The sequence below is a fragment of the Cellulomonas sp. genome (genome assembly GCF_036279715.1).
In the GTDB taxonomy this organism is placed as follows: domain Bacteria; phylum Actinomycetota; class Actinomycetes; order Actinomycetales; family Cellulomonadaceae; genus Cellulomonas_A.
Map to the genome: position 1 here is coordinate 1 of NZ_DASUIR010000115.1, position 23,010 is coordinate 23,010.

General features: G+C 67.5%; 29 protein-coding genes and 1 pseudogene. All 30 read right to left on the reverse strand.

Annotated elements, in window-relative coordinates; all coding sequences use genetic code 11:
• Positions 1–405 (reverse strand): annotated as a pseudogene (locus tag VFW79_RS11380) (hypothetical protein); the annotation flags it as partial.
• 607 nt (positions 406–1,012) lie between these two features.
• On the reverse strand, positions 1,013–1,852 hold the full coding sequence (gene map, locus VFW79_RS11385; RefSeq protein ID WP_329677424.1) for a type I methionyl aminopeptidase: 840 nt from the start codon (positions 1,850–1,852) through the stop codon (positions 1,013–1,015).
• A gap of 18 nt (positions 1,853–1,870) precedes the next feature.
• Entirely contained in the window at positions 1,871–2,449 is a 579-nt protein-coding gene (locus tag VFW79_RS11390; RefSeq protein ID WP_329677425.1) for an adenylate kinase, read from the reverse strand.
• Positions 2,446–3,744, reverse strand: coding sequence for a preprotein translocase subunit SecY (gene secY, locus VFW79_RS11395; protein WP_329677426.1), 1,299 nt, complete (start codon positions 3,742–3,744; stop codon positions 2,446–2,448). The genes VFW79_RS11390 and secY overlap by 4 nt, the downstream gene beginning before the upstream one ends.
• A 182-nt stretch (positions 3,745–3,926) precedes the next feature.
• Entirely contained in the window at positions 3,927–4,571 is a 645-nt protein-coding gene (rplO, locus tag VFW79_RS11400; protein WP_329677427.1) for a 50S ribosomal protein L15, read from the reverse strand.
• Between the two features lie 2 nt (positions 4,572–4,573).
• On the reverse strand, positions 4,574–4,756 hold the full coding sequence (gene rpmD / locus VFW79_RS11405) for a 50S ribosomal protein L30 (protein ID WP_109130743.1): 183 nt from the start codon (positions 4,754–4,756) through the stop codon (positions 4,574–4,576).
• Positions 4,756–5,403 (reverse strand): 30S ribosomal protein S5, encoded by a 648-nt coding sequence (rpsE, locus tag VFW79_RS11410; protein ID WP_109130744.1) that lies wholly within the window; start codon positions 5,401–5,403, stop codon positions 4,756–4,758. The genes rpmD and rpsE overlap by 1 nt, the downstream gene beginning before the upstream one ends.
• Before the next feature lie 40 nt (positions 5,404–5,443).
• Positions 5,444–5,815, reverse strand: a complete 372-nt coding sequence (gene rplR, locus VFW79_RS11415; RefSeq protein WP_329677428.1) for a 50S ribosomal protein L18 — start codon at positions 5,813–5,815, stop codon at positions 5,444–5,446.
• Between the two features lie 3 nt (positions 5,816–5,818).
• Positions 5,819–6,358, reverse strand: coding sequence for a 50S ribosomal protein L6 (gene rplF, locus VFW79_RS11420; RefSeq protein ID WP_109130746.1), 540 nt, complete (start codon positions 6,356–6,358; stop codon positions 5,819–5,821).
• 24 nt (positions 6,359–6,382) lie between these two features.
• Complete coding sequence (gene rpsH / locus VFW79_RS11425) at positions 6,383–6,781, reverse strand: 30S ribosomal protein S8 (RefSeq protein ID WP_109130747.1); 399 nt, start codon at positions 6,779–6,781, stop codon at positions 6,383–6,385.
• 73 nt (positions 6,782–6,854) lie between these two features.
• Positions 6,855–7,040, reverse strand: a complete 186-nt coding sequence (locus VFW79_RS11430; RefSeq protein ID WP_109130748.1) for a type Z 30S ribosomal protein S14 — start codon at positions 7,038–7,040, stop codon at positions 6,855–6,857.
• 2 nt (positions 7,041–7,042) lie between these two features.
• Positions 7,043–7,627, reverse strand: a complete 585-nt coding sequence (gene rplE, locus VFW79_RS11435; protein ID WP_329677429.1) for a 50S ribosomal protein L5 — start codon at positions 7,625–7,627, stop codon at positions 7,043–7,045.
• Positions 7,627–7,968, reverse strand: a complete 342-nt coding sequence (rplX, locus tag VFW79_RS11440; RefSeq protein WP_109130750.1) for a 50S ribosomal protein L24 — start codon at positions 7,966–7,968, stop codon at positions 7,627–7,629. The genes rplE and rplX overlap by 1 nt, the downstream gene beginning before the upstream one ends.
• Positions 7,969–7,970: 2 nt before the next feature.
• Positions 7,971–8,339, reverse strand: coding sequence for a 50S ribosomal protein L14 (rplN, locus tag VFW79_RS11445; protein ID WP_109130751.1), 369 nt, complete (start codon positions 8,337–8,339; stop codon positions 7,971–7,973).
• Between the two features lie 134 nt (positions 8,340–8,473).
• Positions 8,474–8,779: a 30S ribosomal protein S17 gene (rpsQ, locus tag VFW79_RS11450; protein ID WP_329677430.1), complete on the reverse strand. Its 306-nt coding sequence runs from the start codon at positions 8,777–8,779 to the stop codon at positions 8,474–8,476.
• A gap of 7 nt (positions 8,780–8,786) precedes the next feature.
• Positions 8,787–9,026, reverse strand: coding sequence for a 50S ribosomal protein L29 (gene rpmC, locus VFW79_RS11455; RefSeq protein ID WP_329677431.1), 240 nt, complete (start codon positions 9,024–9,026; stop codon positions 8,787–8,789).
• Positions 9,026–9,442: a 50S ribosomal protein L16 gene (rplP, locus tag VFW79_RS11460; RefSeq protein ID WP_109130753.1), complete on the reverse strand. Its 417-nt coding sequence runs from the start codon at positions 9,440–9,442 to the stop codon at positions 9,026–9,028. The genes rpmC and rplP overlap by 1 nt, the downstream gene beginning before the upstream one ends.
• A 2-nt stretch (positions 9,443–9,444) precedes the next feature.
• The gene (rpsC, locus tag VFW79_RS11465) at positions 9,445–10,281 is read right to left on the reverse strand and encodes a 30S ribosomal protein S3 (protein WP_329677432.1); all 837 of its coding nucleotides are present in this window, start codon (positions 10,279–10,281) and stop codon (positions 9,445–9,447) included.
• Positions 10,281–10,652 carry a 50S ribosomal protein L22 gene (gene rplV / locus VFW79_RS11470; RefSeq protein ID WP_329677433.1) on the reverse strand — a complete coding sequence of 124 codons (372 nt, stop codon included), beginning with the start codon at positions 10,650–10,652 and terminating at the stop codon, positions 10,281–10,283. The genes rpsC and rplV overlap by 1 nt, the downstream gene beginning before the upstream one ends.
• 56 nt (positions 10,653–10,708) lie before the next feature.
• On the reverse strand, positions 10,709–10,990 hold the full coding sequence (gene rpsS, locus VFW79_RS11475; RefSeq protein ID WP_109130756.1) for a 30S ribosomal protein S19: 282 nt from the start codon (positions 10,988–10,990) through the stop codon (positions 10,709–10,711).
• Positions 10,991–11,002: 12 nt separating this feature from the next.
• Complete coding sequence (rplB, locus tag VFW79_RS11480; RefSeq protein ID WP_109130757.1) at positions 11,003–11,842, reverse strand: 50S ribosomal protein L2; 840 nt, start codon at positions 11,840–11,842, stop codon at positions 11,003–11,005.
• Between the two features lie 34 nt (positions 11,843–11,876).
• The gene (gene rplW, locus VFW79_RS11485; RefSeq protein ID WP_109130758.1) at positions 11,877–12,179 is read right to left on the reverse strand and encodes a 50S ribosomal protein L23; all 303 of its coding nucleotides are present in this window, start codon (positions 12,177–12,179) and stop codon (positions 11,877–11,879) included.
• Complete coding sequence (gene rplD, locus VFW79_RS11490; RefSeq protein WP_109130759.1) at positions 12,176–12,871, reverse strand: 50S ribosomal protein L4; 696 nt, start codon at positions 12,869–12,871, stop codon at positions 12,176–12,178. The genes rplW and rplD overlap by 4 nt, the downstream gene beginning before the upstream one ends.
• Before the next feature lie 4 nt (positions 12,872–12,875).
• The gene (rplC, locus tag VFW79_RS11495) at positions 12,876–13,535 is read right to left on the reverse strand and encodes a 50S ribosomal protein L3 (RefSeq protein ID WP_329677434.1); all 660 of its coding nucleotides are present in this window, start codon (positions 13,533–13,535) and stop codon (positions 12,876–12,878) included.
• 22 nt (positions 13,536–13,557) lie between these two features.
• Positions 13,558–13,866 (reverse strand): 30S ribosomal protein S10, encoded by a 309-nt coding sequence (gene rpsJ / locus VFW79_RS11500; protein ID WP_012867945.1) that lies wholly within the window; start codon positions 13,864–13,866, stop codon positions 13,558–13,560.
• Positions 13,867–14,242: 376 nt separating this feature from the next.
• The gene (gene tuf / locus VFW79_RS11505; protein WP_329677445.1) at positions 14,243–15,436 is read right to left on the reverse strand and encodes an elongation factor Tu; all 1,194 of its coding nucleotides are present in this window, start codon (positions 15,434–15,436) and stop codon (positions 14,243–14,245) included.
• Positions 15,437–15,561: 125 nt separating this feature from the next.
• Positions 15,562–17,664, reverse strand: coding sequence for an elongation factor G (gene fusA / locus VFW79_RS11510; protein ID WP_329677435.1), 2,103 nt, complete (start codon positions 17,662–17,664; stop codon positions 15,562–15,564).
• Between the two features lie 45 nt (positions 17,665–17,709).
• Positions 17,710–18,180, reverse strand: a complete 471-nt coding sequence (rpsG, locus tag VFW79_RS11515) for a 30S ribosomal protein S7 (RefSeq protein ID WP_109130763.1) — start codon at positions 18,178–18,180, stop codon at positions 17,710–17,712.
• Complete coding sequence (rpsL, locus tag VFW79_RS11520) at positions 18,180–18,554, reverse strand: 30S ribosomal protein S12 (RefSeq protein WP_329677436.1); 375 nt, start codon at positions 18,552–18,554, stop codon at positions 18,180–18,182. The genes rpsG and rpsL overlap by 1 nt, the downstream gene beginning before the upstream one ends.
• A 514-nt stretch (positions 18,555–19,068) precedes the next feature.
• The gene (locus tag VFW79_RS11525) at positions 19,069–22,941 is read right to left on the reverse strand and encodes a DNA-directed RNA polymerase subunit beta' (protein WP_329677437.1); all 3,873 of its coding nucleotides are present in this window, start codon (positions 22,939–22,941) and stop codon (positions 19,069–19,071) included.
• Positions 22,942–23,010 lie beyond the last annotated feature (69 nt).

Genomic DNA, 23,010 nt, shown 5'->3' on the forward strand with positions numbered 1-23,010 from the left:
CGGGGTCACGGTCGGCGTGCCCGTGGGCGACGGGACCGCCGTCGGCGACGGGGTCACGGTCGGCGACGGACTCGGTACGGCGGCGCAGACGTTGCCCTCGCGGAAGTCCCAGCCCACATTCATGCCGCTGATCGGGTGGACGTGGGGCGCACTGAGCTGGCTCTGCCCGATGTACAGGTCGGACTGCCAGTTGCACTCGGGCAGTGCGGCTCTCAGCGTGTGGCTCCCGGCGCCATAGGTCGCGCCGTTGCCGGACGCATGAGCGAAGGCGACCTGCGAGGTGAAGGGCTGGACCAGCCCGTTCTTCAGCGTGTAGGTCGAGAATGACAGCGGCGGGGTCCGGCCCTCGCAGCCGCGCGGGCCTACCGTGAACGTCGCCACGCCGCCGAACACTGTGGATGCCACGACCTGGCACGAGACGGACCCCGGCGTTCGACCGCTGTCAGGTCGCTCGTCGCCTGATCTCGTGGCACTCGCAGGCAGCGCTGCGCTGACGACGAACGCCAGCCCAAGCACCGTCGACGCTGCTAGGGCGCGCCGACGAGCCCGTCCCCGCCCTTTCCGTTGAACCCGGTCGCCGACTGGCGTGAAGAACTCGCGACGCATGTCTCACCCATCACCATGATGTGAGTCGGCTCGGCGCACCGCTGCGCCTGCCGACCTGCCGATGGGCACCGCCGCCTCGGCGCGCGCGACTCCAGCGAGCGGGCGAACGCGTCCCTCGCCAGGCGTCACGGAGTGCGAGGTCAACGGGTGCCCGGTGCGCAGACTGGTCGCCTCGCGCAGTTGGGAGCATAGCCAACAGATCGGACATTTGCGGGCGTTTCACCCATCGTGACGCACGTCACTTCTCCGCCGGATCGGCCTGTGACCAGCACGGGGAGCCCGGCGGCGTGCATCCATGCGCGCAGCCGCCCGGTGGCGGGTCGACGCGTCCGAGGGACGGCAGGTGGCGGGTGAACCGCTCGAGCGACGAGCAGCCGGGAGCGACGTCGCGCCGGAGGCGCGACGGTCAGTCGAGCGGCGCGACCGTGACGCCCAGCTCCATCAGCCGGGCGGCGCCGCCGTCCCGAGCGGTGAGGACCCAGATCCCGGACTCGAGGACAGCGACGGTGTGCTCCCAGTGCGCGGCACGTGAGCCGTCAGCCGTCACGACCGTCCAGTCGTCCTCGAGCACCTGGGTCGCCTGGGCTCCGCGGGTGAGCATCGGCTCGACGGCGACGCACAGGCCCGGACGCACCCGTGCTCCACGGGCGCGCGCGCGGTAGTTCAGCACGTCGGGCGGTTGGTGCATGGCGCTACCGATCCCATGGCCCACGTACTCCTCCACGACGCCGTACCGCACGCCGCCATTGACCTCGGCGTCGGTCGCGTCGACCACGTCCTCGACGGCCTCGCCCACGGCTCCGAGCCGGTCGGCCGACGCGAGCGCGGCGATGCCGGCCCACATCGCCCGCTCGGTCGCGTCGCTCAGGGCGACGTCGGCTGGGTCGGCATCGGGGAGGACCAGGGTCAGCGCCGAGTCGCCGTGCCACCCGTCGACGATCGCCCCGCAGTCGATCGAGACGATGTCGCCGGGCTCGAGCACGCGCGGACCAGGGATGCCGTGGACGACCTCGTCGTTGACCGAGACGCACACCGTCGCGGGATACCCCTCGTACCCGAGGAACGACGGCGTGGCACCCGCTGCCGCGATCACCGAGGCCGCCACAGCGTCGAGGTCGGCCGTCGTCATCCCGGGGCGGACCTGCTCACGCACCGCAGCGAGCGCGTCCGCGACGACGAGCCCCGCGCGCCGCATGGACCGCACCTGGTCGGGCGTCTTGAGCTCGATCCGTTCCTGGCCGAACACTGCAGACGGCTCCCCGCGTCAGTCGACGTACGGGGCGATCGCAGCGAGCAGACGGTGCGTCACCTCGTCGACCGCACCGATGCCGTCCACCTGCACGAGCAGGTCGCGCGAGGCGTACACGCCAGCGATGGGCGCCGTCTGCTCCGCGTAGACGTCCAGCCGGTGGCGGACGACGGACTCGGTGTCGTCGGCCCGTCCCTCGATCTCGGCGCGCTTGAGGAGCCTGTCGACGACCGCCGCGGAATCCGCGGTGATCTCGACCGCCACGTCGAGCGACCGACCGGTCGACGTGAGGATGTCGTCGAGCTCGGCGACCTGCGCGACGTTCCGCGGGTAGCCGTCGAGCAGGAACCCACCCTCGACGTCGGGCTCGGCGAGCCGGTCCCGCACCATCGCGTTCGTGAGCTCGTCAGGGACGAGCGCCCCGGCGGACGTGTACTCCTGGACCTGGCGCCCGAGCTCCGTGCCGCCCTTGATGTTGGCGCGGAAGATGTCGCCCGTCGAGATCGCTGGGACACCCAGGCTCTCGGCGAGCCGCACGGCCTGCGTCCCCTTGCCTGCTCCGGGGGGACCCAGCAGGACCAGACGTGCGCTCATCGCAGGAACCCCTCGTAGTGCCGCTGCTGGAGCTGCGACTCGATCTGCTTGACGGTCTCGAGACCGACGCCGACGACGATCAGGATTGACGACCCGCCGAACGGGATGTTCGTGCCCACGCCCAGCAGGATGAAGGTGATCGTCGGGATCAGTGCGACGAGGGCCAGGTAGATCGACCCGGGCGCGGTGATCCGCGAGATCACGAAGTCGAGGTACTCCGCCGTCGGCCGGCCGGCCCGGATGCCCGGGATGAACCCGCCGTACTTCTTCATGTTGTCGGCGACCTCGTCCGGGTTGAACGTGATGGCCGTGTAGAAGTAGCAGAAGAAGATGATCAGGAGCGAGTAGAGGACCAGGTGCAGCGGCGCGCTCGACGTCGCCACGTTGTTGGTCAGCCAGACGACCCATGGCTGGGTCTTGTCGGCGAACTGGGCGATCAGGCCCGGCACCGCGAGCAGGGACGACGCGAAGATCACCGGGATGATGCCGGCGATGTTGATCTTGATCGGGATGTAGGTGCTCGTCCCGCCGTACATCCGCCGCCCGACCATCCGCTTGGCGTACTGCACGGGGATGCGGCGCTGCGACTGCTCGACGAAGACGACGAGGGCCACGACGAGGATCACGACCGCCATGACGACGATGAACTTGCCGACGCCGCCAGCACCGCCGGCGATCGACCAGAGGGCGGTCGGGAAGCGCGCAGCGATGGACGTGAAGATGAGGAGCGACATGCCGTTGCCGACGCCGTGCTCGGTGATGAGCTCGCCGAGCCACATGATCAGGCCGGTGCCCGCCGTCATGGTCAGGACCATGATCGCGATCGTCACCGCGGTGTCGTTGGGGATCACGTCGACCGTGCAGTTCTGGAACAGGTTGCCGCTGCGTGCGACCGTGATGACGGTCGTCGACTGCAAGATGGCAAGACCGATCGTCAGGTAGCGCGTGTACTGCGTGAGGGTCGCCGTACCGGACTGACCCTCCTGGTGCAGCGCCTCGAAGTGCGGGATGACAACCCGCAGCAGCTGCACGATGATGCTCGCCGTGATGTACGGCATGATCCCGAGCGCGAACACCGACAGCTGCAGCAGCGCGCCGCCGCTGAAGAGGTTGACGAGACCGAGCAGCGTGTTGCTGTCCGCGCTCTGAGCGATGCAGGCCTGGACGTTGGTGTAGGAGACGCCGGGGGTCGGCAGGAACGAGCCGATCCGGAAGACGACCATGATGCCGATCGTGAAGAGCAGCTTGCGCCGCAGATCGGGCGTCCTAAACGCCCGCACGAATGCGCTGAGCACCTGTCCTCCTGCTCCGCCGTGGCGGTGTGTCGTACGACCGGCTGACCCGGCCGTGAAGCGTCCCCTGGCACCGCGACCACCGCGAGATCGTGCCGGGGCGCCCCGGGAACCCTAACGGAGAAACCCACCGATGCGACAACGGGGTCGGCAGGAACTGTGTCCCTGCCGACCCCGTCGTGCGATCAGTCCTGCGCGACGCTCCCGCCGGCGGCCAGGATCTTGTCCTTGGCCGACGTCGAGTACGCGTCAACGTCCACGCTGAGCTTGACCGTGATCTCGCCCGTACCCAGCACCTTGACGAGCTTGCCCTTGCGGACAGCGCCCTTGGCGACCAGGTCGTCGACCGTCACGGTGCCACCGTTCGGGTACAGGTCCGACAGTGCGTCCAGGTTCACGACCTGGTACTCGACCCGGAACGGGTTCTTGAAGCCGCGGAGCTTGGGCAGGCGCATGTGCAACGGCATCTGCCCGCCCTCGAAGCGGTCCGGGATCTGGTAGCGCGCCGCCTGGCCCTTGGTACCGCGGCCGGCCGTCTTGCCCTTGGACGCCTCGCCACGACCCACGCGGGTCTTGGCGGTCTTGGCGCCGGGGGCCGGACGCAGGTGGTGCATCTTCAGCGTTCCGCCGGAGGACACCTCCTCAGCAGCCACCTTCGCCGTCGTCGCCTTGGCCGGAGCCTTGGCGGGCTTCGACGCGGCGGCCTCTGTCGCCTTGGCCTTGGGGGCCGCCTTCTCGGCAGACTCCGCAGCTGCGGCCTTCTTGGCCGGAGCCTTCTTCGCCGGGGTCTTCACCACGGCGTCGTCAGCGGCCTTCTTGTCGTCAGCCATCGTCACTCGACCTCCTCTACCGCAACAAGGTGCGTCACCGTGGTCACCATGCCGCGGATCTCAGGACGGTCCTCCTTGACGACGACGTCGCCGATCCGCTTCAGGCCCAAGGAACGCAGCGTGTCGCGCTGGTTCTGCTTGCCGCCGATGGCGGACCTGGTCTGGGTCACCTTCAGACGAGCCATCAGACACCCGCCTTCGCAGCGATGCCCGCGGCCTGTGCCCGCAGGAGCGAGGCCGGCGCAACGTGCTCGACCGGCAGCCCACGACGTGCGGCGACCTGCTCGGGCAGCTCGAGGCCGTGCAGCGCCGCAACCGTGGCGTGCACGATGTTGATCGAGTTCGTCGATCCGAGCGACTTGCTGAGCACGTCGTGGATACCGGCGCACTCCAGCACCGCGCGCACCGGACCGCCGGCGATCACACCGGTACCCGGCGACGCCGGACGGAGGAAGACGACGCCGGCAGCTGCCTCGCCCTGAACCGGGTGAGGAATCGTGCCCTGGATGCGGGGGACCTTGAAGAAGTTCTTCTTGGCCTCTTCGACGCCCTTGGCGATCGCCGCGGGCACCTCCTTGGCCTTGCCGTAGCCGACGCCGACCGTGCCGTCACCATCGCCCACCACGACGAGCGCGGTGAAGCTGAACCGACGGCCACCCTTGACGACCTTGGCCACACGGTTGATCGTCACGACGCGCTCGAGGAACGCGCTCTTCTCGGGGGCGTCACGACGCCCGCCACCGTCACGGCGACCGCCGTCGCGGCGCTCGCCCCCGCCGGTTCCGGTGCCGCCCGCAGGCGCCCCGGTGTTGCTGCGCTGAGGAGCAGCCATCAGTGAGTCCTCTTCTTCGATGCGGAGATGAACAGCGTCGTCACAGGGCCAGACCGCCTTCGCGGGCCCCGTCGGCGACTGCCGCCACCCGGCCGTGGTACTTGTTGCCGCCGCGGTCGAACACGACCGAGTCGATGCCTGCCGCCTTGGCTCGCTCGGCGACGAGCTCGCCGACCTTGCGTGCCTTCGCGGTCTTGTCGGCGCCGAGGCCCCGCAGGTCCGCTTCGAGCGTGGAGGCCGAGGCCAGCGTGCGCCCGACGGCGTCGTCCACGACCTGCGCCGTGATGTGCCGTGCGGACCGCGTGACGACGAGACGCGGACGCGCCGCGCTGCCGCTGACCTTCTTGCGCAGACGCAGGTGCCGCCGCGCGCGGGCAATCGCCTTGCCCTTGCCCTTGATGGAGATCGCCATGGCTTACTTCCCAGCCTTTCCGACCTTGCGGCGCACGTTCTCGCCGGAGTACCGCACGCCCTTGCCCTTGTAGGGCTCAGGCTTGCGGATCTTGCGAATGTTCGCGGCGACCTCGCCGACCTGCTGCTTGTCGATGCCGATGACCGAGAACTTCGTCGGGCTCTCGACAGCAAACGTGATGCCGGCCGGGGCTGCGACGGCGACCGGGTGGCTGAACCCGAGTGCGAACTCGAGCCCGCCGTCCTTGGCTGCGACGCGGTAACCGGTGCCGACGATTTCGAGCTTCTTCTCGTAGCCGTCGGTCACGCCGATGACGAGGTTCGCCAGCAGCGTGCGCGTCAGTCCGTGCAGCGAGCGCGAGGCGCGCTCGTCGTTCGGACGGGTGACCACGAGAGCGCCTGCGTCATCACGCGCGACCTCGATGGGGGTGGCAACCGTGTGCGCCAGGGTGCCCTTGGGCCCCTGGACCGTCACCACGGCGCCGTCGATCTTGACATCCACGCCGGCCGGGACCGGGACGGGGATTCTGCCGATACGAGACATGGCTAGCTCCTTTCCGTCTCGGACTTACCAGACGTAGGCGAGGACTTCCCCACCCACGCCCTTCTTGGCGGCCTGCTTGTCGGTGAGGAGACCGGAGGACGTGGACAGGATCGCCACGCCCAGGCCTCCGAGCACCTTGGGCAGGTTGGTCGACTTGGCGTACACGCGCAGGCCCGGCTTGGACACGCGCTTGATGCCGGCGAGCGAGCGCTCGCGGTTGGGGCCGTACTTGAGCTCGATGATGAGGTACTTGCCCACGGGGGCGTCCTCAACCTTCCAGCTCGCGATGTAGCCCTCGGCCTGCAGGATCTCAGCGATGTGCGACTTCAGCTTCGAGTACGGGATGGTTACCGAGTCGTGGTGCGCCGAGTTCGCGTTACGCAGACGTGTCAGCAGGTCTGCGATCGGGTCGGTCATCGTCATGGGGCTTCAGCCCTCTCTCATCGGGTATCTGCGCCGCGTCGCGAGACGCGGTGCAGACCTACGACGTCGTTGGTTACCAGCTGCTCTTGGTCACGCCGGGGAGCTCGCCGCGGTGCGCCATCTCGCGCACGCAGATGCGGCAGAGCCCGAACTTGCGGTACACCGCGTGCGGACGTCCGCACCGCTGGCACCGCGTGTAGGCGCGGACCTTGAACTTCGGGGTCGCGGCTGCCTTCTGGATCAGGGCGGTCTTCGCCATTGTCAGTCCTCCTTGAAGGGGAAGCCGAGACGCTTCAGAAGCGAGCGGCCCTCATCGTCTGTCGTCGCGGTCGTCACGACAGTGATGTCCATGCCGCGCACCCGGTCGATCTTGTCCTGATCGATCTCGTGGAACATCGACTGCTCCGTGAGGCCGAACGTGTAGTTGCCGTGCCCGTCGAACTGCTTCGCCGAGAGCCCGCGGAAGTCGCGGATGCGCGGCAGCGCGGTCGACAGGAGACGGTCGAGGAACTCCCAGGCACGGTCGCCGCGCAGCGTGACGTGCGCGCCGATCGGCATCCCCTCACGCAGCTTGAACTGCGCGATGGACTTGCGGGCCTTGGTGACCTGCGGCTTCTGGCCCGTGATCAGGGTCAGGTCGCGGACTGCACCGTCCATGAGCTTGGAGTCCTTGGCGGCGTCTCCGACACCCATGTTCACGACGACCTTCACGAGGCGCGCGACCTGGTTGACGTTGGCGTGCTTGAACTCCTCGTGCAGCGCCGGGACGATCTCCTCGGCGTAGCGCGTCTTCAGGCGCGGCTGGGAAACCTCGACCGCGGGCGTGTTCTCGTCGATAGCGGTCATCAGATGTCCTTACCGGAGCGCTTGGCGACGCGGACCCGAACAGTGCGGGTACGGCCGTCGCGCTCGACCTGCTCGGTGCGGTAGCCGACCCGGGTGCCCTTCTTGGTCTCCGGGTCCACCAGCATCACGTTGCTGATGTGGATGGGGGCCTCGATCGTCTCGATGCCGCCCGTGGTGGTGCCGCGCTGCGACTGGCCGACCTTCGTGTGCTTGGTGACACGCTGGACGCCCTCGACGACGACGCGCTGCGTCTCGATGAGAACCTGCAGCACGCGACCCTGCTGGCCCTTGTCGCGGCCCGAGATGACGACCACGAGGTCGCCCTTCTTGATCTTCGCCATGGTCAGAGCACCTCCGGCGCGAGCGAGATGATCTTCATGAACTTCTTGTCACGCAGCTCGCGGCCCACCGGGCCGAAGATGCGCGTGCCACGAGGCTCACCGTCGCTCTTGAGGATCACGGCCGCGTTCTCGTCGAACTTGATGTACGAACCGTCGGGACGCCGACGCTCCTTCTTGGTCCGGACGATGACGGCCTTGACCACATCGCCCTTCTTGACGTTGCCGCCCGGGATCGCATCCTTGACGGTGGCGACGATCGTGTCACCAATTCCGGCATAGCGACGGCCCGAGCCACCGAGAACGCGGATGCAAAGAATCTCCTTGGCACCCGTGTTGTCGGCGACACGAAGTCGCGACTCCTGCTGAATCATCTGCTGAACTCCTGACGTCTGCCGGTTCTCGCGGTGCGAGCCTGGCCGAACGGATAGTTGCCGTCGTGCACACGTCGAGCGACGGGGCGCCTAGGCGCCAGCCACCCCCGTGGGCAACTCTGAGTACTACGGGACTACTTGGCCTTCTCGAGGATCTCCACCAGGCGGAAGCGCTTGGTCGCCGACAGCGGGCGGGTCTCCATGATGAGGACGAGGTCGCCGACGCCGGCTGTGCCGGCCTCGTCGTGCACCTTGACCTTGCTCGTGCGCCGGATGACCTTGCCGTAGAGCGGGTGCTTGACCCGGTCCTCGACCTCGACCACCACGGTCTTCTCCATCTTGTCGCTGACGACGTATCCGCGTCGCGACTTGCGGTCCTTGCGGTCCACGGCAGCTGCCGTGGTCTGCTCGACCTTGTCGTTCTCGGTGTTTGCGCTCATCGTGACCTCACTCGCTCGCGCTCGGGGCAGTACGGATGCCGAGCTCGCGCTCGCGCAGGATCGTGTAGATCCGGGCGATGTCACGGCGCACAGCCTTGAGCCGCCCGTGGCTCTCGAGCTGGCCCGTCGCCGACTGGAAGCGGAGGTTGAAGAGCTCCTCCTTGGCCTTCTTCAGCTCAGCGACAAGTCGCTCGTCGTCGAAGGCATCCAGCTCGGTGGGAACCAGGTCCTTGGTGCCGATAGCCATCAGTTACCACCCTCGCGAACCACAAAACGGGTCTTCATCGGGAGCTTGTGCTGCGCGAGACGCATGGCCTCACGAGCCAGGGGCTCCGGGACACCGGCGAGCTCGAAGAGAACTCGGCCCGGCTTGACGTTGGCGATCCACCACTCCGGCGAACCCTTGCCGGAACCCATGCGGGTCTCGGCAGGCTTCTTCGTGATGGGGCGGTCCGGGTAGATGTTGATCCAGACCTTGCCACCACGCTTGATGTGGCGGGTGATCGCGATACGAGCAGCCTCGATCTGACGGTTCGTGACGTAGGCAGGCGCGAGCGCCTGGATGCCGTACTCACCGAACGAGATCTCCGTGCCACCGGTCGCGGCGCCGGAGCGCCCCGGGTGGTGCTGCTTGCGGTGCTTCAGCCTCCGCGGGATCAGCACGGTCAGGCCTCCGTTCCGGACTCAGGGGCGGGAGCCGCCTCGACAGCAGGTGCATCGGTCGACGTTGCGTCGGCCGGGGCGTCGCTGCGGTCGGTGCGACGCGGAGCAGCGCCACGAGCAGGACGCTCGCCGGCGCGCTCGGGACGCGGGCCACGCTGCTGACGGGGAGCCTGGGTCGCCTGCTCGCGGGCGAACTCCTTCTCCGTCATGTCGCCCTTGTAGATCCAGACCTTCACGCCGATGCGGCCGAACGTCGTACGGGCCTCGTAGAAGCCGTAGTCGATGTAGGCGCGCAGCGTGTGCAGCGGCACACGGCCTTCGCGGTAGAACTCGGTCCGGCTCATCTCCGCGCCGCCGAGGCGACCGGAGACCTGCACCCGGATGCCCTTGGCACCCGCGCGCTGGGCGCTCTGCATGCCCTTGCGCATGGCGCGACGGAACGAGACGCGGCTCGCGAGCTGCTCGGCGATGCCCTGGGCGACCAGCTGAGACTCGATCTCGGCGTTCTTGACCTCGAGGATGTTCAGCTGGACCTGCTTGCCCGTGAGCTTCTCGAGCTCGCCGCGGATGCGGTCGGCCTCCGCGCCACGACGCCCGATGACGATGCCCGGGCGGGCGGTGTGGATGTCGACGCGAACGCGGTCACGCGTGCGCTCGATCTCGACCTTGGCGATGCCGGCGCGCTCCAGACCCGTGTTCATCAGCTTGCGGATCTTCACGTCCTCGCCGACGTAGTCGCGGTAGCGCTGCCCCGGCTTGGTGGAGTCAGCGAACCAACGCGAACGGTGGTCTGTCGTGATGCCCAGGCGATACCCGAGCGGGTTGACCTTGTGTCCCACTATCGGGCACTTCCCTTCGTGCGCTCGCGCTCTGCAACAACCACGGTGATGTGGCTGGTGCGCTTGAGGATCTGGCTGGCACGCCCCTGCGCCCGCGGACGGAACCGCTTGAGCGTGGGCCCCTCGTCCACGAAGACCTCCGACACGAAGAGGTCGCTCTCGTCGAGCCGCTCCCCCGCACGCTTGGCGGTCTCACGGGCGTTCGCGATCGCGCTCTCGACGACCTTGAGGACCGTCGCCCCAGCAGCCTGCGGCGCGAACTTCAGCACCGCCACGGCCTCGGCGGCCTGCTTGCCACGGACGAGGTCCACGACGCGCCGGGCCTTCTGGGGCGTGACGCGGACGAACCGCGCCTTCGCCTTGGCTTCCATTGCTGTCCTGCCTTCTTGTCTCTGCCGTCAGGGACATCACCTGGCTGACCCGGAGGTCAGCGGCGACGTCCCTTCCGGTCGTCCTTCTCGTGGCCGCGGAACGTCCGCGTGGGGGCAAACTCGCCCAGCTTGTGACCGACCATCGACTCGGTGACGAAGACGGGGGTGTGCTTGCGCCCGTCGTGCACCGCGAACGTGTGACCGAGGAAGTCGGGCGTGATGACCGACCGGCGGGACCACGTCTTGATGACGTTCTTGGTCCCCTTCTCGTTCTGGACGTCGACCTTCTTCTGCAGATGGCCGTCGACGAACGGGCCCTTCTTCAGGCTGCGTGGCATCTCAGGCTCCTATCAGCGCTTGTTCTTGCCGGTGCGCCGACGGCGCACGATGAGCTTGTCGCTCGGCTTGTTCGGACGACGGGTACGACCCTCGGACTGACCCCACGGGCTGACGGGGTGACGTCCACCGGACGTCTTGCCCTCGCCACCACCGTGCGGGTGGTCGACCGGGTTCATGGCGACACCGCGGACGGAGGGGCGCTTGCCCTTCCAGCGCATCCGGCCGGCCTTGCCCCAGTTGATGTTCGACTGCTCGGCGTTGCCGACCTCGCCGATCGTCGCGCGGCAGCGCAGGTCGACGTTGCGGATCTCGCCCGACGGCAGCCGGAGCTGCGCGAAGGGACCGTCCTTGGCGACGAGCTGCACCGAGGCACCGGCCGAACGGGCGATCTTCGCGCCGCCGCCGGGCTTGAGCTCGATGGCGTGGATGACCGTACCGGTCGGGATGTTGCGCAGCGGCAGGTTGTTGCCGGGCTTGATGTCGGCGCCGGCTCCGGCCTCGACGACGTCGCCCTGCGACAGCTTGTTCGGCGCGATGATGTAGCGCTTCTCGCCGTCCGCGTAGTGCAGCAGCGCGATGCGTGCCGTGCGGTTCGGGTCGTACTCGATGTGAGCGACCTTGGCCGGCACGCCGTCCTTGTCGTGGCGACGGAAGTCGATCAGACGGTAGGCGCGCTTGTGCCCGCCGCCCTGGTGGCGCATCGTGACCCGGCCGGTGGCGTTGCGGCCACCGGTCTTGTGCAGCGGACGAACCAACGACTTCTCCGGCGTGGAGCGCGTGATCTCAGCGAAGTCGGCCACGCTGGCGCCGCGGCGCCCTGGCGTCGTCGGCTTGTACTTACGGATTCCCATGGGGACGTGTCCTCAATCTGCTCTCAGGTCCGGCTCAGCCGACCGGTCCGCCGAAGATGTCGATCGTGCCCTCGCGGAGGGTGACGATCGCACGCTTCGTGTCCTTACGGCGGCCGATGCCGAACTTGGTCCGCCGGGCCTTGCCCTTACGGTTGATCGTGTTCACCGAGGCGACCTTGACCGAGAAGATCTGCTCGATCGCGATCTTGATCTCCGTCTTGTTCGCACGCGGGTCGACGACGAAGGTGTACTTCCCCTCGTCGAGGAGCCCGTAGCTCTTCTCCGAGACGACCGGCGCGAAAAGAATGTCGCGCGGGTCCTTGGCGACGGCGGTCACTTGGTCTCCTCCTCAGCGGCCTCGGACTCGGTCGCAACAGCAGAGACCGACTTGCCCGTCACCGGACCGGCGAGGAACGTGTCGAGAGCACCCTGCGTGAAGACGATGTCGTCCGAGATGAGCACGTCATAGGTGTTGAGCTGGTCGGCGACCAGCAGGTGCACCCGGTCGACGTTGCGCAGCGACTTCCACGTGATCTCGTCAGCACGCTCGACGACCACCAGGACGTTCTTGCGGCCCGACAGGTTCGCGAGAACCTTGACGGCCGACTTGGTCGAGGGCGCGGCACCCGGGGCGAACCCCGTGACGACGTGCACGCGACCTGCGCGGGCGCGGTCCGAGAGAGCACCGCGGAGCGCCGCGGCCTTCATCTTCTTCGGGGTGCGCTGGCTGTAGTCGCGCGGGGTGGGTCCGTGGACCACGCCACCACCGGCAAACTGCGGGGCGCGCGTCGAGCCCTGGCGGGCGCGACCTGTGCCCTTCTGCTTGTACGGCTTGCGACCGCCACCGCGGACCTCGCCTCGAGTCTTCGTCGAAGCGGTGCCCTGGCGAGCCGCAGCGCGCTGCGCGACGACCACCTGGTGGATGAGCGGGATGTTCGTCTGGACGTTGAACACGTCGGCGGGGAGGTCGGTCGTACCGGCCTTCTTGCCGTCCGCGTTCAGGACGTCGACGGTAAGCGTTTCAGACATGAGGTCATGCCCCCTTCGCTGCGGAGCGCACGACGACGACGCCACCCTTGGGGCCCGGAACGGCGCCCTTGACGAGCACCAAGCCCTTCTCGACGTCAACCGCGTGCACGGTCAGGTTCTGCGTCGTCTGGCGGTTGACGCCCATGCGGCCGGCCATCTTCATGCCCTTGAACACGCGCGACGGGGTCGATGCCCCACCGATCGAGCCGGGCTTGCGGTGGTTGCGGTGCGCACCGTGCGAGGCGGAGTCACCGTGGAAGCCATGCAGCTTCATGACGCCGGCGGTGCCCTTGCCCTTGGTGGTGCCGATGACGTCCACCAGCGCGCCGGCCTCGAAGGCAGCCGCGGTGATCTCCTGGCCGAGCGTGTACTCGGTGGAGTCGGACGTACGAATCTCGGCCACGTGCCGGCGGGGGGTAACCCCGGCCTTCTCGAAGTGGCCCTTCAGCGGCTGCGTCACCTTGCGGGGGTCGATCTGGCCGTAGGCCAGCTGAACCGCGCCGTAACCGTCAGCCTCAGCGGAGCGGACCTGCGTCACGACGTTCGTCCCGACCTGCACGACAGTGACGGGGACGAGACGCCCGTTGGCGTCCCACACCTGAGTCATGCCGAGCTTGGTGCCGAGCAGCGCCGTGACGGGCCGCGCATTCTGCTGGGTGGTCATAGAAATCAGTTCCTTCCCAGCGTCAGAGCTTGATCTCGATGTTCACGTCGGCCGGCAGGTCGAGACGCATGAGCGAGTCGACCGCCTTCGGCGTGGGATCGATGATGTCGATGAGCCGCTTGTGCGTGCGCATCTCAAAGTGCTCGCGGCTGTCCTTGTACTTGTGAGGCGACCTGATGACGCAGAAGACGTTCTTCTCCGTCGGCAGCGGCACCGGACCCACGACCGTTGCACCAGCGCGTGTCACCGTGTCGACGATCTTGCGCGCCGAGCTGTCGATGACCTCGTGGTCGTAGGACTTGAGCCTGATGCGGATCTTCTGTCCCGCCATGGCGTCGTCTACTTCTCTCTCTCGAACCGCATCTGTCCGACCCCCGCACTCGGGCGTGTCGCTTCTTACGACAAACCCTCGCGCTGCGCTCCGGGCCGCAGCCGGCCCGGGCGAGATCGATGGTTGCTGACTGAGCTCCGCCACCGGGTGACCCCGAGGCCTGCAGAGCTCTCAACGTGTTGGCGCCCGTGGCGTTCTTGCGAACACACGCGCATGTGCGCACGTGTGCGCACCCGCGCCGGGCAACCTGACAAGTGTGCCAGATTCCCCCGCGTAAGACCAATCGCGGGGGTGCTGAGCGCCCCGACCCTCGCGAGCGAGAACCGGGACTGACGTGGGCAGGGCCCGGGCGCGAACGCCCGGGCCCTGCGTCACATCACTTGATGATCTCGATGACCTTGCCTGAGCCGACGGTGCGGCCACCCTCACGGATGGCGAAGCCGAGGCCCTCCTCCATCGCGATCGGCTGGATCAGCTGGACCGTGATCTCGGTGTTGTCGCCGGGCATGACCATCTCGGTGCCCTCGGGCAGCGTGATGACGCCGGTGACGTCGGTGGTGCGGAAGTAGAACTGGGGACGGTAGTTCCCGTAGAACGGGTTGTGACGCCCGCCCTCGTCCTTGGCCAGGATGTAGACCTGGCCGCGGAACTCCGTGTGCGGCGTGATCGAGCCGGGCTTGACGACGACCTGGCCGCGCTCGACGTCCTCACGCTTCGTGCCACGCAGCAGCAGACCGACGTTCTCGCCGGCCTCCGCGTAGTCGAGCAGCTTGCGGAACATCTCGACGCCGGTGACCGTGGTCTTGATCGCCTTCTCCTTGATGCCGACGATCTCCACCTCCTCGTTCACCTTGAGCTTGCCGCGCTCGACGCGACCGGTGACGACCGTGCCACGACCGGTGATCGTGAAGACGTCCTCGATCGGCATGAGGAACGGCTTGTCGATGTCGCGGATCGGGTCCGGGACGTTCTCGTCGATGGCGTCGAGGAGAGCGTCGATCTGCTTGACCCACTCGGGGTCGCCCTCGAGCGCCTTGAGCGCCGAGACCCGGATGACCGGCACGTTGTCGCCGTCGAAGCCCTGAGCCGTGAGCAGCTCGCGCACCTCGACCTCGACGAGCTCCAGGAGCTCCTCGTCGTCGACCGCGTCGGACTTGTTCAGCGCGACGAGCAGGTACGGCACGCCGACCTGACGGGCGAGCAGGACGTGCTCACGCGTCTGGGCCATGGGGCCGTCGGTCGCCGCGACCACGAGGATCGCGCCGTCCATCTGCGCGGCACCCGTGATCATGTTCTTGATGTAGTCGGCGTGACCAGGCGCATCGATGTGCGCGTAGTGGCGCTTCTCGGTCTGGTACTCGACGTGCGCGATGTTGATCGTGATACCGCGCTGCTTCTCTTCAGGCGCCTTGTCGATCTGGTCGAACGGCGTGAAGGGGTTCAGGGTGGGGTACTTGTCGTGCAGCACCTTCGAGATCGCGGCCGTCAGCGTCGTCTTGCCGTGGTCGACGTGACCAATGGTCCCGATGTTGACGTGCGGCTTGGTCCGCTCGAACTTCGCCTTGCCCACTGGGTCCTCCTCAGGACTCTGGTAGAGATTGCCGAACGACTCCAGGGCCATGGTGGCACCTGCGGGACGTGCGGTCCTACGGGTCGGTTGTGTGGTGTAGAGCTACAGGTTGCGACCTGTGGGACTTACTCGCCCCGGGTCTTCTTGATGATCTCTTCGGCAACGTTCCGAGGAACCTCGGCGTAGCTGTCGAACTGCATCGAGTACACGGCGCGACCCTGGGTCTTCGACCGAAGGTCACCCACGTACCCGAACATCTCAGAGAGTGGCACGAGAGCGCGAATCACCTTCACGCCCGTCGCGTCCTCCATGGACTGGATCATGCCGCGACGCGAGTTCAGGTCGCCGATGACATCACCCATGTAGTCCTCGGGCGTCCGCACCTCGACCGACATGACCGGCTCCAGCAGAACCGGGTCGGCCTTGCGGACGGCCTCCTTGAGGATCATCGAGCCGGCGATCTTGAACGCCATCTCCGAGGAGTCGACGTCGTGCGCTGCGCCGTCGAGCAGGATCGCCTTGACGCCGACGAGCGGGTAGCCCGCCAGCACGCCCAGCTGCATCGCGCTCTGAACACCGGCGTCGATCGAGGGGATGTACTCCCGCGGGATGCGACCACCGGTGACCTTGTTCTCGAACGTGTAGATCTCGCCCAGGGCGGGGTCCAACGGCTCGAAAGACATCTGGACCTTGGCGTACTGCCCGGATCCACCCGTCTGCTTCTTGTGGACGTAGTCCATCTTCTCTACCGAGCGACGGATCGTCTCCCGGTACGCGACCTGCGGCTTGCCGACGTTGGCGTCGACGTGGAACTCGCGCCGCATCCGCTCGACGAGGATGTCCAGGTGGAGCTCGCCCATGCCGCCGATGACGGTCTGGCCGGTCTCCTCGTCGTGGCGGACCCGGAACGTCGGGTCCTCCTCGGCGAGCTTCTGGATGGCGACCGACAGCTTCTCCTGGTCGCCCTTCGTCTTCGGCTCGATCGCCACATCGATGACGGGCTCCGGGAACGTCATGGACTCGAGCACGATCAGGTTGCTCGGGTCGCACAGCGTGTCACCGGTGGTGACGTCCTTCAGGCCGATGAACGCGTAGATGTGGCCGGCCGTGGCCTCCTCCACCGGGTTCTCCTTGTTGGAGTGCATCTGGAAGAGCTTCCCGATGCGCTCCTTCTTGCCCTTGGTGGCGTTGTAGACCTGGGCGCCCTGCGCGACGTGTCCCGAGTAGACCCGGACATACGTCAGCTTGCCGAAGAACGGGTGCGTCGCGACCTTGAACGCCAGCGCCGCGAACGGCTCCGTCGCGTCGGGGTGACGCTCGATGATGATCTCTTCGTCGTGGACGTCGTGACCCTCGACAGCAGGGACGTCGAGCGGCGTCGGGAGGTAGTCGATGACGGCGTCGAGCATGGGCTGGACGCCCTTGTTCTTGAACGCCGACCCGCACAGGACCGGGTACGCGAGCGACTTGATCGTCAGCTCCCGGATGCCGGCCTTGATCTCCGCGACCGTGAGCTCCTCGCCGTTCAGGTACTTCTCGAGCAGCGTCTCGTTCGCCTCGGCAACGGCCTCGATGAGCTCGGCGCGGTACTGCGCCGCCTTCTCGGCGAGGTCCGCGGGGATCTCCTCGGTGGAGTACTCCTCGCCCAGCTTGGTCTCGCCGCGCCAGATGAGCGCCTTCTGCTCGACCAGGTCGACGACGCCCGTGAACTCGCTCTCCGAGCCGATCGGCAGCTGGATGACCAGCGGCTTGGCCTTGAGGCGGTCCACGATCGTCTTCACCGTGAAGTAGAAGTCAGCGCCGAGCTTGTCCATCTTGTTGACGAAGCAGATGCGCGGGACCTCGTACTTGTCAGCCTGACGCCAGACGGTCTCCGACTGGGGCTCGACGCCCTCCTTGCCGTCGAACACCGCGACGGCACCGTCGAGGACGCGCAGCGAGCGCTCGACCTCGACCGTGAAGTCCACGTGGCCCGGCGTGTCGATGATGTTGATCTGGTTGTTCTTCCAGTAGCAGGTCGTCGCGGCGGACGTGATCGTGATGCCGCGCTCCTGCTCCTGCTCCATCCAGTCCATCGTCGACGCACCGTCATGCGTCTCACCGATCTTGTAGTTGACCCCGGTGTAGAACAGGATCCGCTCGGTGGTCGTCGTCTTACCGGCATCGATATGCGCCATGATGCCGATGTTCCGGACCCTGTTGAGGTCCGTCAGCACGTCAAGTGCCACGTGTTCAGCCCCTTGTCGGTTGGCTTGGGTTCGCGATCGCGGGGATCACCAGCGGTAGTGCGCGAACGCCTTGTTGGACTCGGCCATCTTGTGCATGTCCTCGCGGCGCTTGACCGCGGCACCCAGGCCGTTGCTGGCATCGAGGATCTCGTTCATGAGCCGCTCGGTCATCGTCTTCTCGCGACGTGCACGCGAGTAGTCGGTGAGCCAGCGCAGGGCGAGCGTGGTCGAGCGCACGGGGCGGACCTCGACGGGCACCTGGTAGGTCGCGCCACCGACGCGGCGCGAACGCACCTCGAGGGCCGGGCGGACGTTCTCGAGCGCGCGCTTGAGCACGACGACGGGGTCGCCCTGCGTCTTGTCGCGCACACCCTCGAGGGCGCCGTACACGATGGCCTCGGCGACGGACTTCTTGCCGTCCATGAGGACCTTGTTGATGAGCTGCGTGACGACCGGCGATCCGTAGACCGGGTCGATGATGAGTGGCCGCTTCGGGGCGGGACCCTTACGAGGCATTAGCGCTTGTCCTTCTTGGCACCGTAACGGCTACGGGCCTGCTTGCGGTTCTTCACACCCTGGGTGTCGAGGGCGCCACGGACGATCTTGTAACGGACGCCGGGGAGGTCCTTCACGCGGCCGCCGCGCACGAGCACGATGGAGTGCTCCTGCAGGTTGTGTCCCACACCGGGGATGTAGGCCGTGACCTCGACCTGGCTCGAGAGCTTGACGCGCGCGACCTTGCGGAGAGCCGAGTTCGGCTTCTTCGGGGTCGTCGTGTAGACGCGGGTGCACACACCGCGTCGCTGCGGGCTGCCCTTGAGCGCCGGCGTCTTGGACTTGTTGACCTTGGCTGTACGGCCCTTGCGGACCAGCTGCTGGATCGTAGGCACTACATCTCCGTGTCTTCTCGTTGACGCTCTGATCGGCCGGGACCTAGCCCGACCTGGTGGGACCGACGTCCGCAGCGCCCCGCGCACCTTCAGGTGGAGCGGCGCGTTCGTCCGACGGCCCGAGGGCCTTGCGTCCTGCGCCGCCGAACTGCGACCCACGCGCCCGGGCGTGTCGCCCTCAATGCCCGCGGCGGCACCCCGCCGAACTGCTCATCGACGGTATGTCGCACGCGGTGAAGAGGAACTCCACCCGGCGCACCGCACCCTGGCCCGGGGATCGAACCCCAAGAGCTTCCGGCGGTGTGCACGCACGAGGGCCCGACGGCGCGGGCACGGTGGCCCACATTACCGTCCGCGTGGCGAGTCCGTCAAAGCAAGGTGCGTCACAGCGCGGGCCCGGACCGCCGCTCGCACTGCCGGCCCGTCACGGGGCCGAAGAGTCATGCAACTGGACGGCCCGAGGGGGGCCCACCGGATCGGTGGGCCCCCCTCGGGGCAGAACGACGGACTGACGTCAGCGGAAGTCGCCGAAGTCGATGTCCTCGAGCGGGACTGCCTCACCCGAGCCGAGGCCCAGGGACGGGAAGTCGATCTCGTCGTAGCCGAAGGACGGGTACAGCTCGGCCTTGGCCTCCTCGGTCGGCTCGACGACCACGTTGCGGTAGCGGGCCAGGCCCGTACCGGCGGGGATGAGCTTGCCGAGGATGACGTTCTCCTTGAGGCCCAGCAACGGGTCGCTGCGCCCCGACATCGCGGCCTCGGTGAGGACGCGCGTCGTCTCCTGGAAGGAGGCCGCGGACAGCCACGAGTCGGTCGCGAGCGACGCCTTCGTGATGCCCATGAGCTCCGGACGCCCCGAGGCCGGCTGCCCGCTCTCGGACACCGCCCGACGGTTCGCGTCCTCGAACCGGCCACGCTCGGCGAGCTCGCCGGGCAGGAGGTCCGTGTCGCCCGAGTCGAGGACCGTCACCCGGCGCAGCATCTGCCGGACGATGACCTCGATGTGCTTGTCGTGGATGTCCACGCCCTGCGAGCGGTAGACCTCCTGCACCTCGTCGACCAGGTGCTTCTGTGTCGCACGCGGGCCGAGGATGCGCAGGACCTTCTTGGGGTCGACCGCACCGACGACGAGCTGAGTACCGACCTCGACGTGGTCGCCGTCGCTGACGAGCAGGCGCGACCGCTTCGTGATCGGGTACGCCAGCTCCTCCGAGCCGTCGTCCGGCGTGAGCATGATGCGGCGGGTCCGGTCGGACTCGTCGATCGTGATCCGGCCCGAGAACTCGGCGATCGGTCCCTCACCCTTGGGGGTGCGGGCCTCGAAGAGCTCCTGGATACGGGGCAGACCCTGGGTGATGTCGTCGGCCGAGGCCACACCACCCGTGTGGAACGTACGCATCGTGAGCTGCGTGCCAGGCTCACCGATCGACTGGGCCGCGATGATGCCGACCGCCTCGCCGATGTCCACGAGCTTGCCGGTCGCGAGCGAACGGCCGTAGCACTTGGCGCACGTGCCGACCCGCGACTCGCAGGTCAGGACCGAGCGGACCTTGAGGTCCGTGACACCCGCGGCGAGCAGCGAGTCGATGAGCACGTCGCCCACGTCGTCGCCCGCGTGGCCGATGACGTTGCCGTCGATCTCGACGTCGGTCGCCAGCGTGCGCGAGTAGACGCTCGTCTCGACCTTGTCGTGGCGGCGCAGCGCACCGTCGGTACCGGGGACGCCCACCGTCATGACGAGGCCGCGCTCCGTGCCGCAGTCCTCCTCACGGACGATGACGTCCTGCGAGACGTCCACCAGACGACGTGTCAGGTAGCCCGAGTCGGCGGTCCGCAGAGCGGTGTCCGCCAGGCCCTTGCGAGCACCGTGCGTCGCGATGAAGTACTCCAGGACCGACAGGCCCTCGCGGTAGTTCGCCTTGATGGGGCGCGGGATGATCTCGCCCTTGGGGTTCGCCACGAGGCCGCGCATACCGGCGATCTGACGGACCTGCATCCAGTTACCACGAGCACCGGAACCGACCATCTTGTAGACGGTGTTGTCCTTGCGGAAGTTGGCCCGCATCGCGTCGGCGACCTTGTCGGTCGCCTGCGTCCAGATCTCGATGAGCTCCTGGCGGCGCTCGTCGTCGGTGATCAGGCCCTTCTCGTACTGGCCCTGCACCTTGGCGGCGCGCCCCTCGTGCTCCTCGAGGATCTCCGCCTTCTCCGCTGCCGGGGTGGCGACGTCGGAGATGGCGATCGTGACGCCCGAGCGGGTGGCCCAGCGGAAGCCGGCCTCCTTGAGCGCGTCGAGGGACGCGGCGACCGCGACCTTCGGGTAGCGCTCGGCGAGGTCGTTGACGATGACCGACAGGCGCTTCTTGTCGACCACGCCGTTCTCGTACGGGTAGTCGACGGGCAGCAGCTCGTTGAACAGCGCGCGGCCGAGCGTCGTCTGGTACGTCAGGGTCCCGCCCTGCACCCAGCCCTCAGGGGCGTCCTGCTCCGCGAGGATCAGGTCGTCGAGACGGATCCCGACCGGGGCGTTCAGGTCGAGCGACTTCTGGTCGAACGCCATGACGGCCTCGGAGACCGAGGAGAAGACGCGCCCCGCACCGATGGGGTCGTCCTTGTCGTTCGTCAGGTGGTACAGGCCGATGATCATGTCCTGGGAGGGCATGGTCACCGGACGACCGTCCGACGGCTTGAGGATGTTGTTGCTCGAGAGCATGAGGATGCGGGCCTCGGCCTGCGCCTCCGCGCTCAGGGGCAGGTGGACAGCCATCTGGTCGCCGTCGAAGTCCGCGTTGAACGCGGCGCACACGAGCGGGTGCAGGTGGATGGCCTTGCCCTCGACGAGCTGCGGCTCGAACGCCTGGATGCCGAGACGGTGCAGCGTGGGCGCACGGTTCAGCAGCACGGGGTGCTCGGTGATGACCTCTTCGAGGACGTCCCACACGACCGGGCGCGCGCGCTCGACCATGCGCTTCGCGCTCTTGATGTTCTGCGCGTGGTTGAGGTCGACGAGCCGCTTCATGACGAAGGGCTTGAAGAGCTCGAGGGCCATCTGCTTCGGCAGGCCGCACTGGTGCAGCTTGAGCTGCGGGCCGACGACGATGACCGAACGGCCCGAGTAGTCGACGCGCTTGCCGAGCAGGTTCTGACGGAACCGACCCTGCTTGCCCTTGAGCATGTCCGAGATGGACTTGAGCGGGCGGTTGCCCGGTCCCGTCACCGGACGGCCGCGGCGGCCGTTGTCGAACAGCGAGTCGACGGCCTCCTGGAGCATCCGCTTCTCGTTGTTGACGATGATCTCGGGGGCGCCGAGGTCAAGCAGCCGCTTGAGGCGGTTGTTCCGGTTGATGACCCGGCGGTACAGGTCGTTCAGGTCCGACGTGGCGAAGCGGCCACCGTCGAGCTGGACCATCGGGCGCAGGTCCGGCGGGATGACCGGGACCGCGTCGAGAACCATGCCCGTGGGCGAGTTCGACGTCGTGAGGAACGCGTTGACGACCTTCAGGCGCTTGAGCGCACGCGTCTTGCGCTGCCCCTTGCCGTTCTTGATGATGTCGCGCAGCGAGTCCGACTCGGCCTCGAGGTCGAACGCCTCGAGCCGCTTCTGGATCGCCGCGGCGCCCATCGAGCCCTCGAAGTAGTTGCCGTAGCGGTCCTGCAGCTGGCGGTACAGCATCTCGTCGCCCTCGAGGTCCGCGACCTTGAGGTTCTTGAACCGGTCCCAGACCGTGTCGAGGCGCTCCAGGTCAGCGTCCGCACGCTTGCGGATCTGCGCCATCTCGCGCTCGGCGGAGTCACGCACCTTACGGCGCGCGTCGGCCTTGGCACCCTCGGCCTCGAGCTCGGCCAGGTCGGCCTCAAGCTTCGTGGCGCGGGTGTTGATGTCGTTGTCGCGACGGTCCGAGATCTCCTTCTTCTCCAGGTCGATCTCGTTCTGGAGGTTGGGGAGGTCCTCGTGCCGGCCGTCGACGTCGACGGACGTGATCATGTAGGCCGCGAAGTAGATGACCTTCTCGAGGTCCTTCGGGGCGAGGTCGAGCAGGTAGCCGAGACGCGACGGGACGCCCTTGAAGAACCAGATGTGCGTGACGGGCGCGGCGAGCTCGATGTGGCCCATGCGCTCACGGCGCACCTTCGAGCGCGTGACCTCGACGCCGCAGCGCTCGCAGATGATGCCCTTGAAGCGGACGCGCTTGTACTTCCCGCAGTAGCACTCCCAGTCCCGGGTCGGGCCGAAGATCTTCTCGCAGAAGAGTCCGTCCTTCTCGGGCTTGAGGGTGCGGTAGTTGATGGTCTCGGGCTTCTTGACCTCGCCGTGCGACCAGGTGCGGATGTCCTCGGCAGTGGCAAGTCCGATACGCAGCTCATCGAAGACGTTGACGTCGAGCAAGGGGGTCCTACTTCCTTCGCTTGCCGGGCCTCACGGGCTCCGGCGGATGGAGGGTGCTACGGGTGTGTC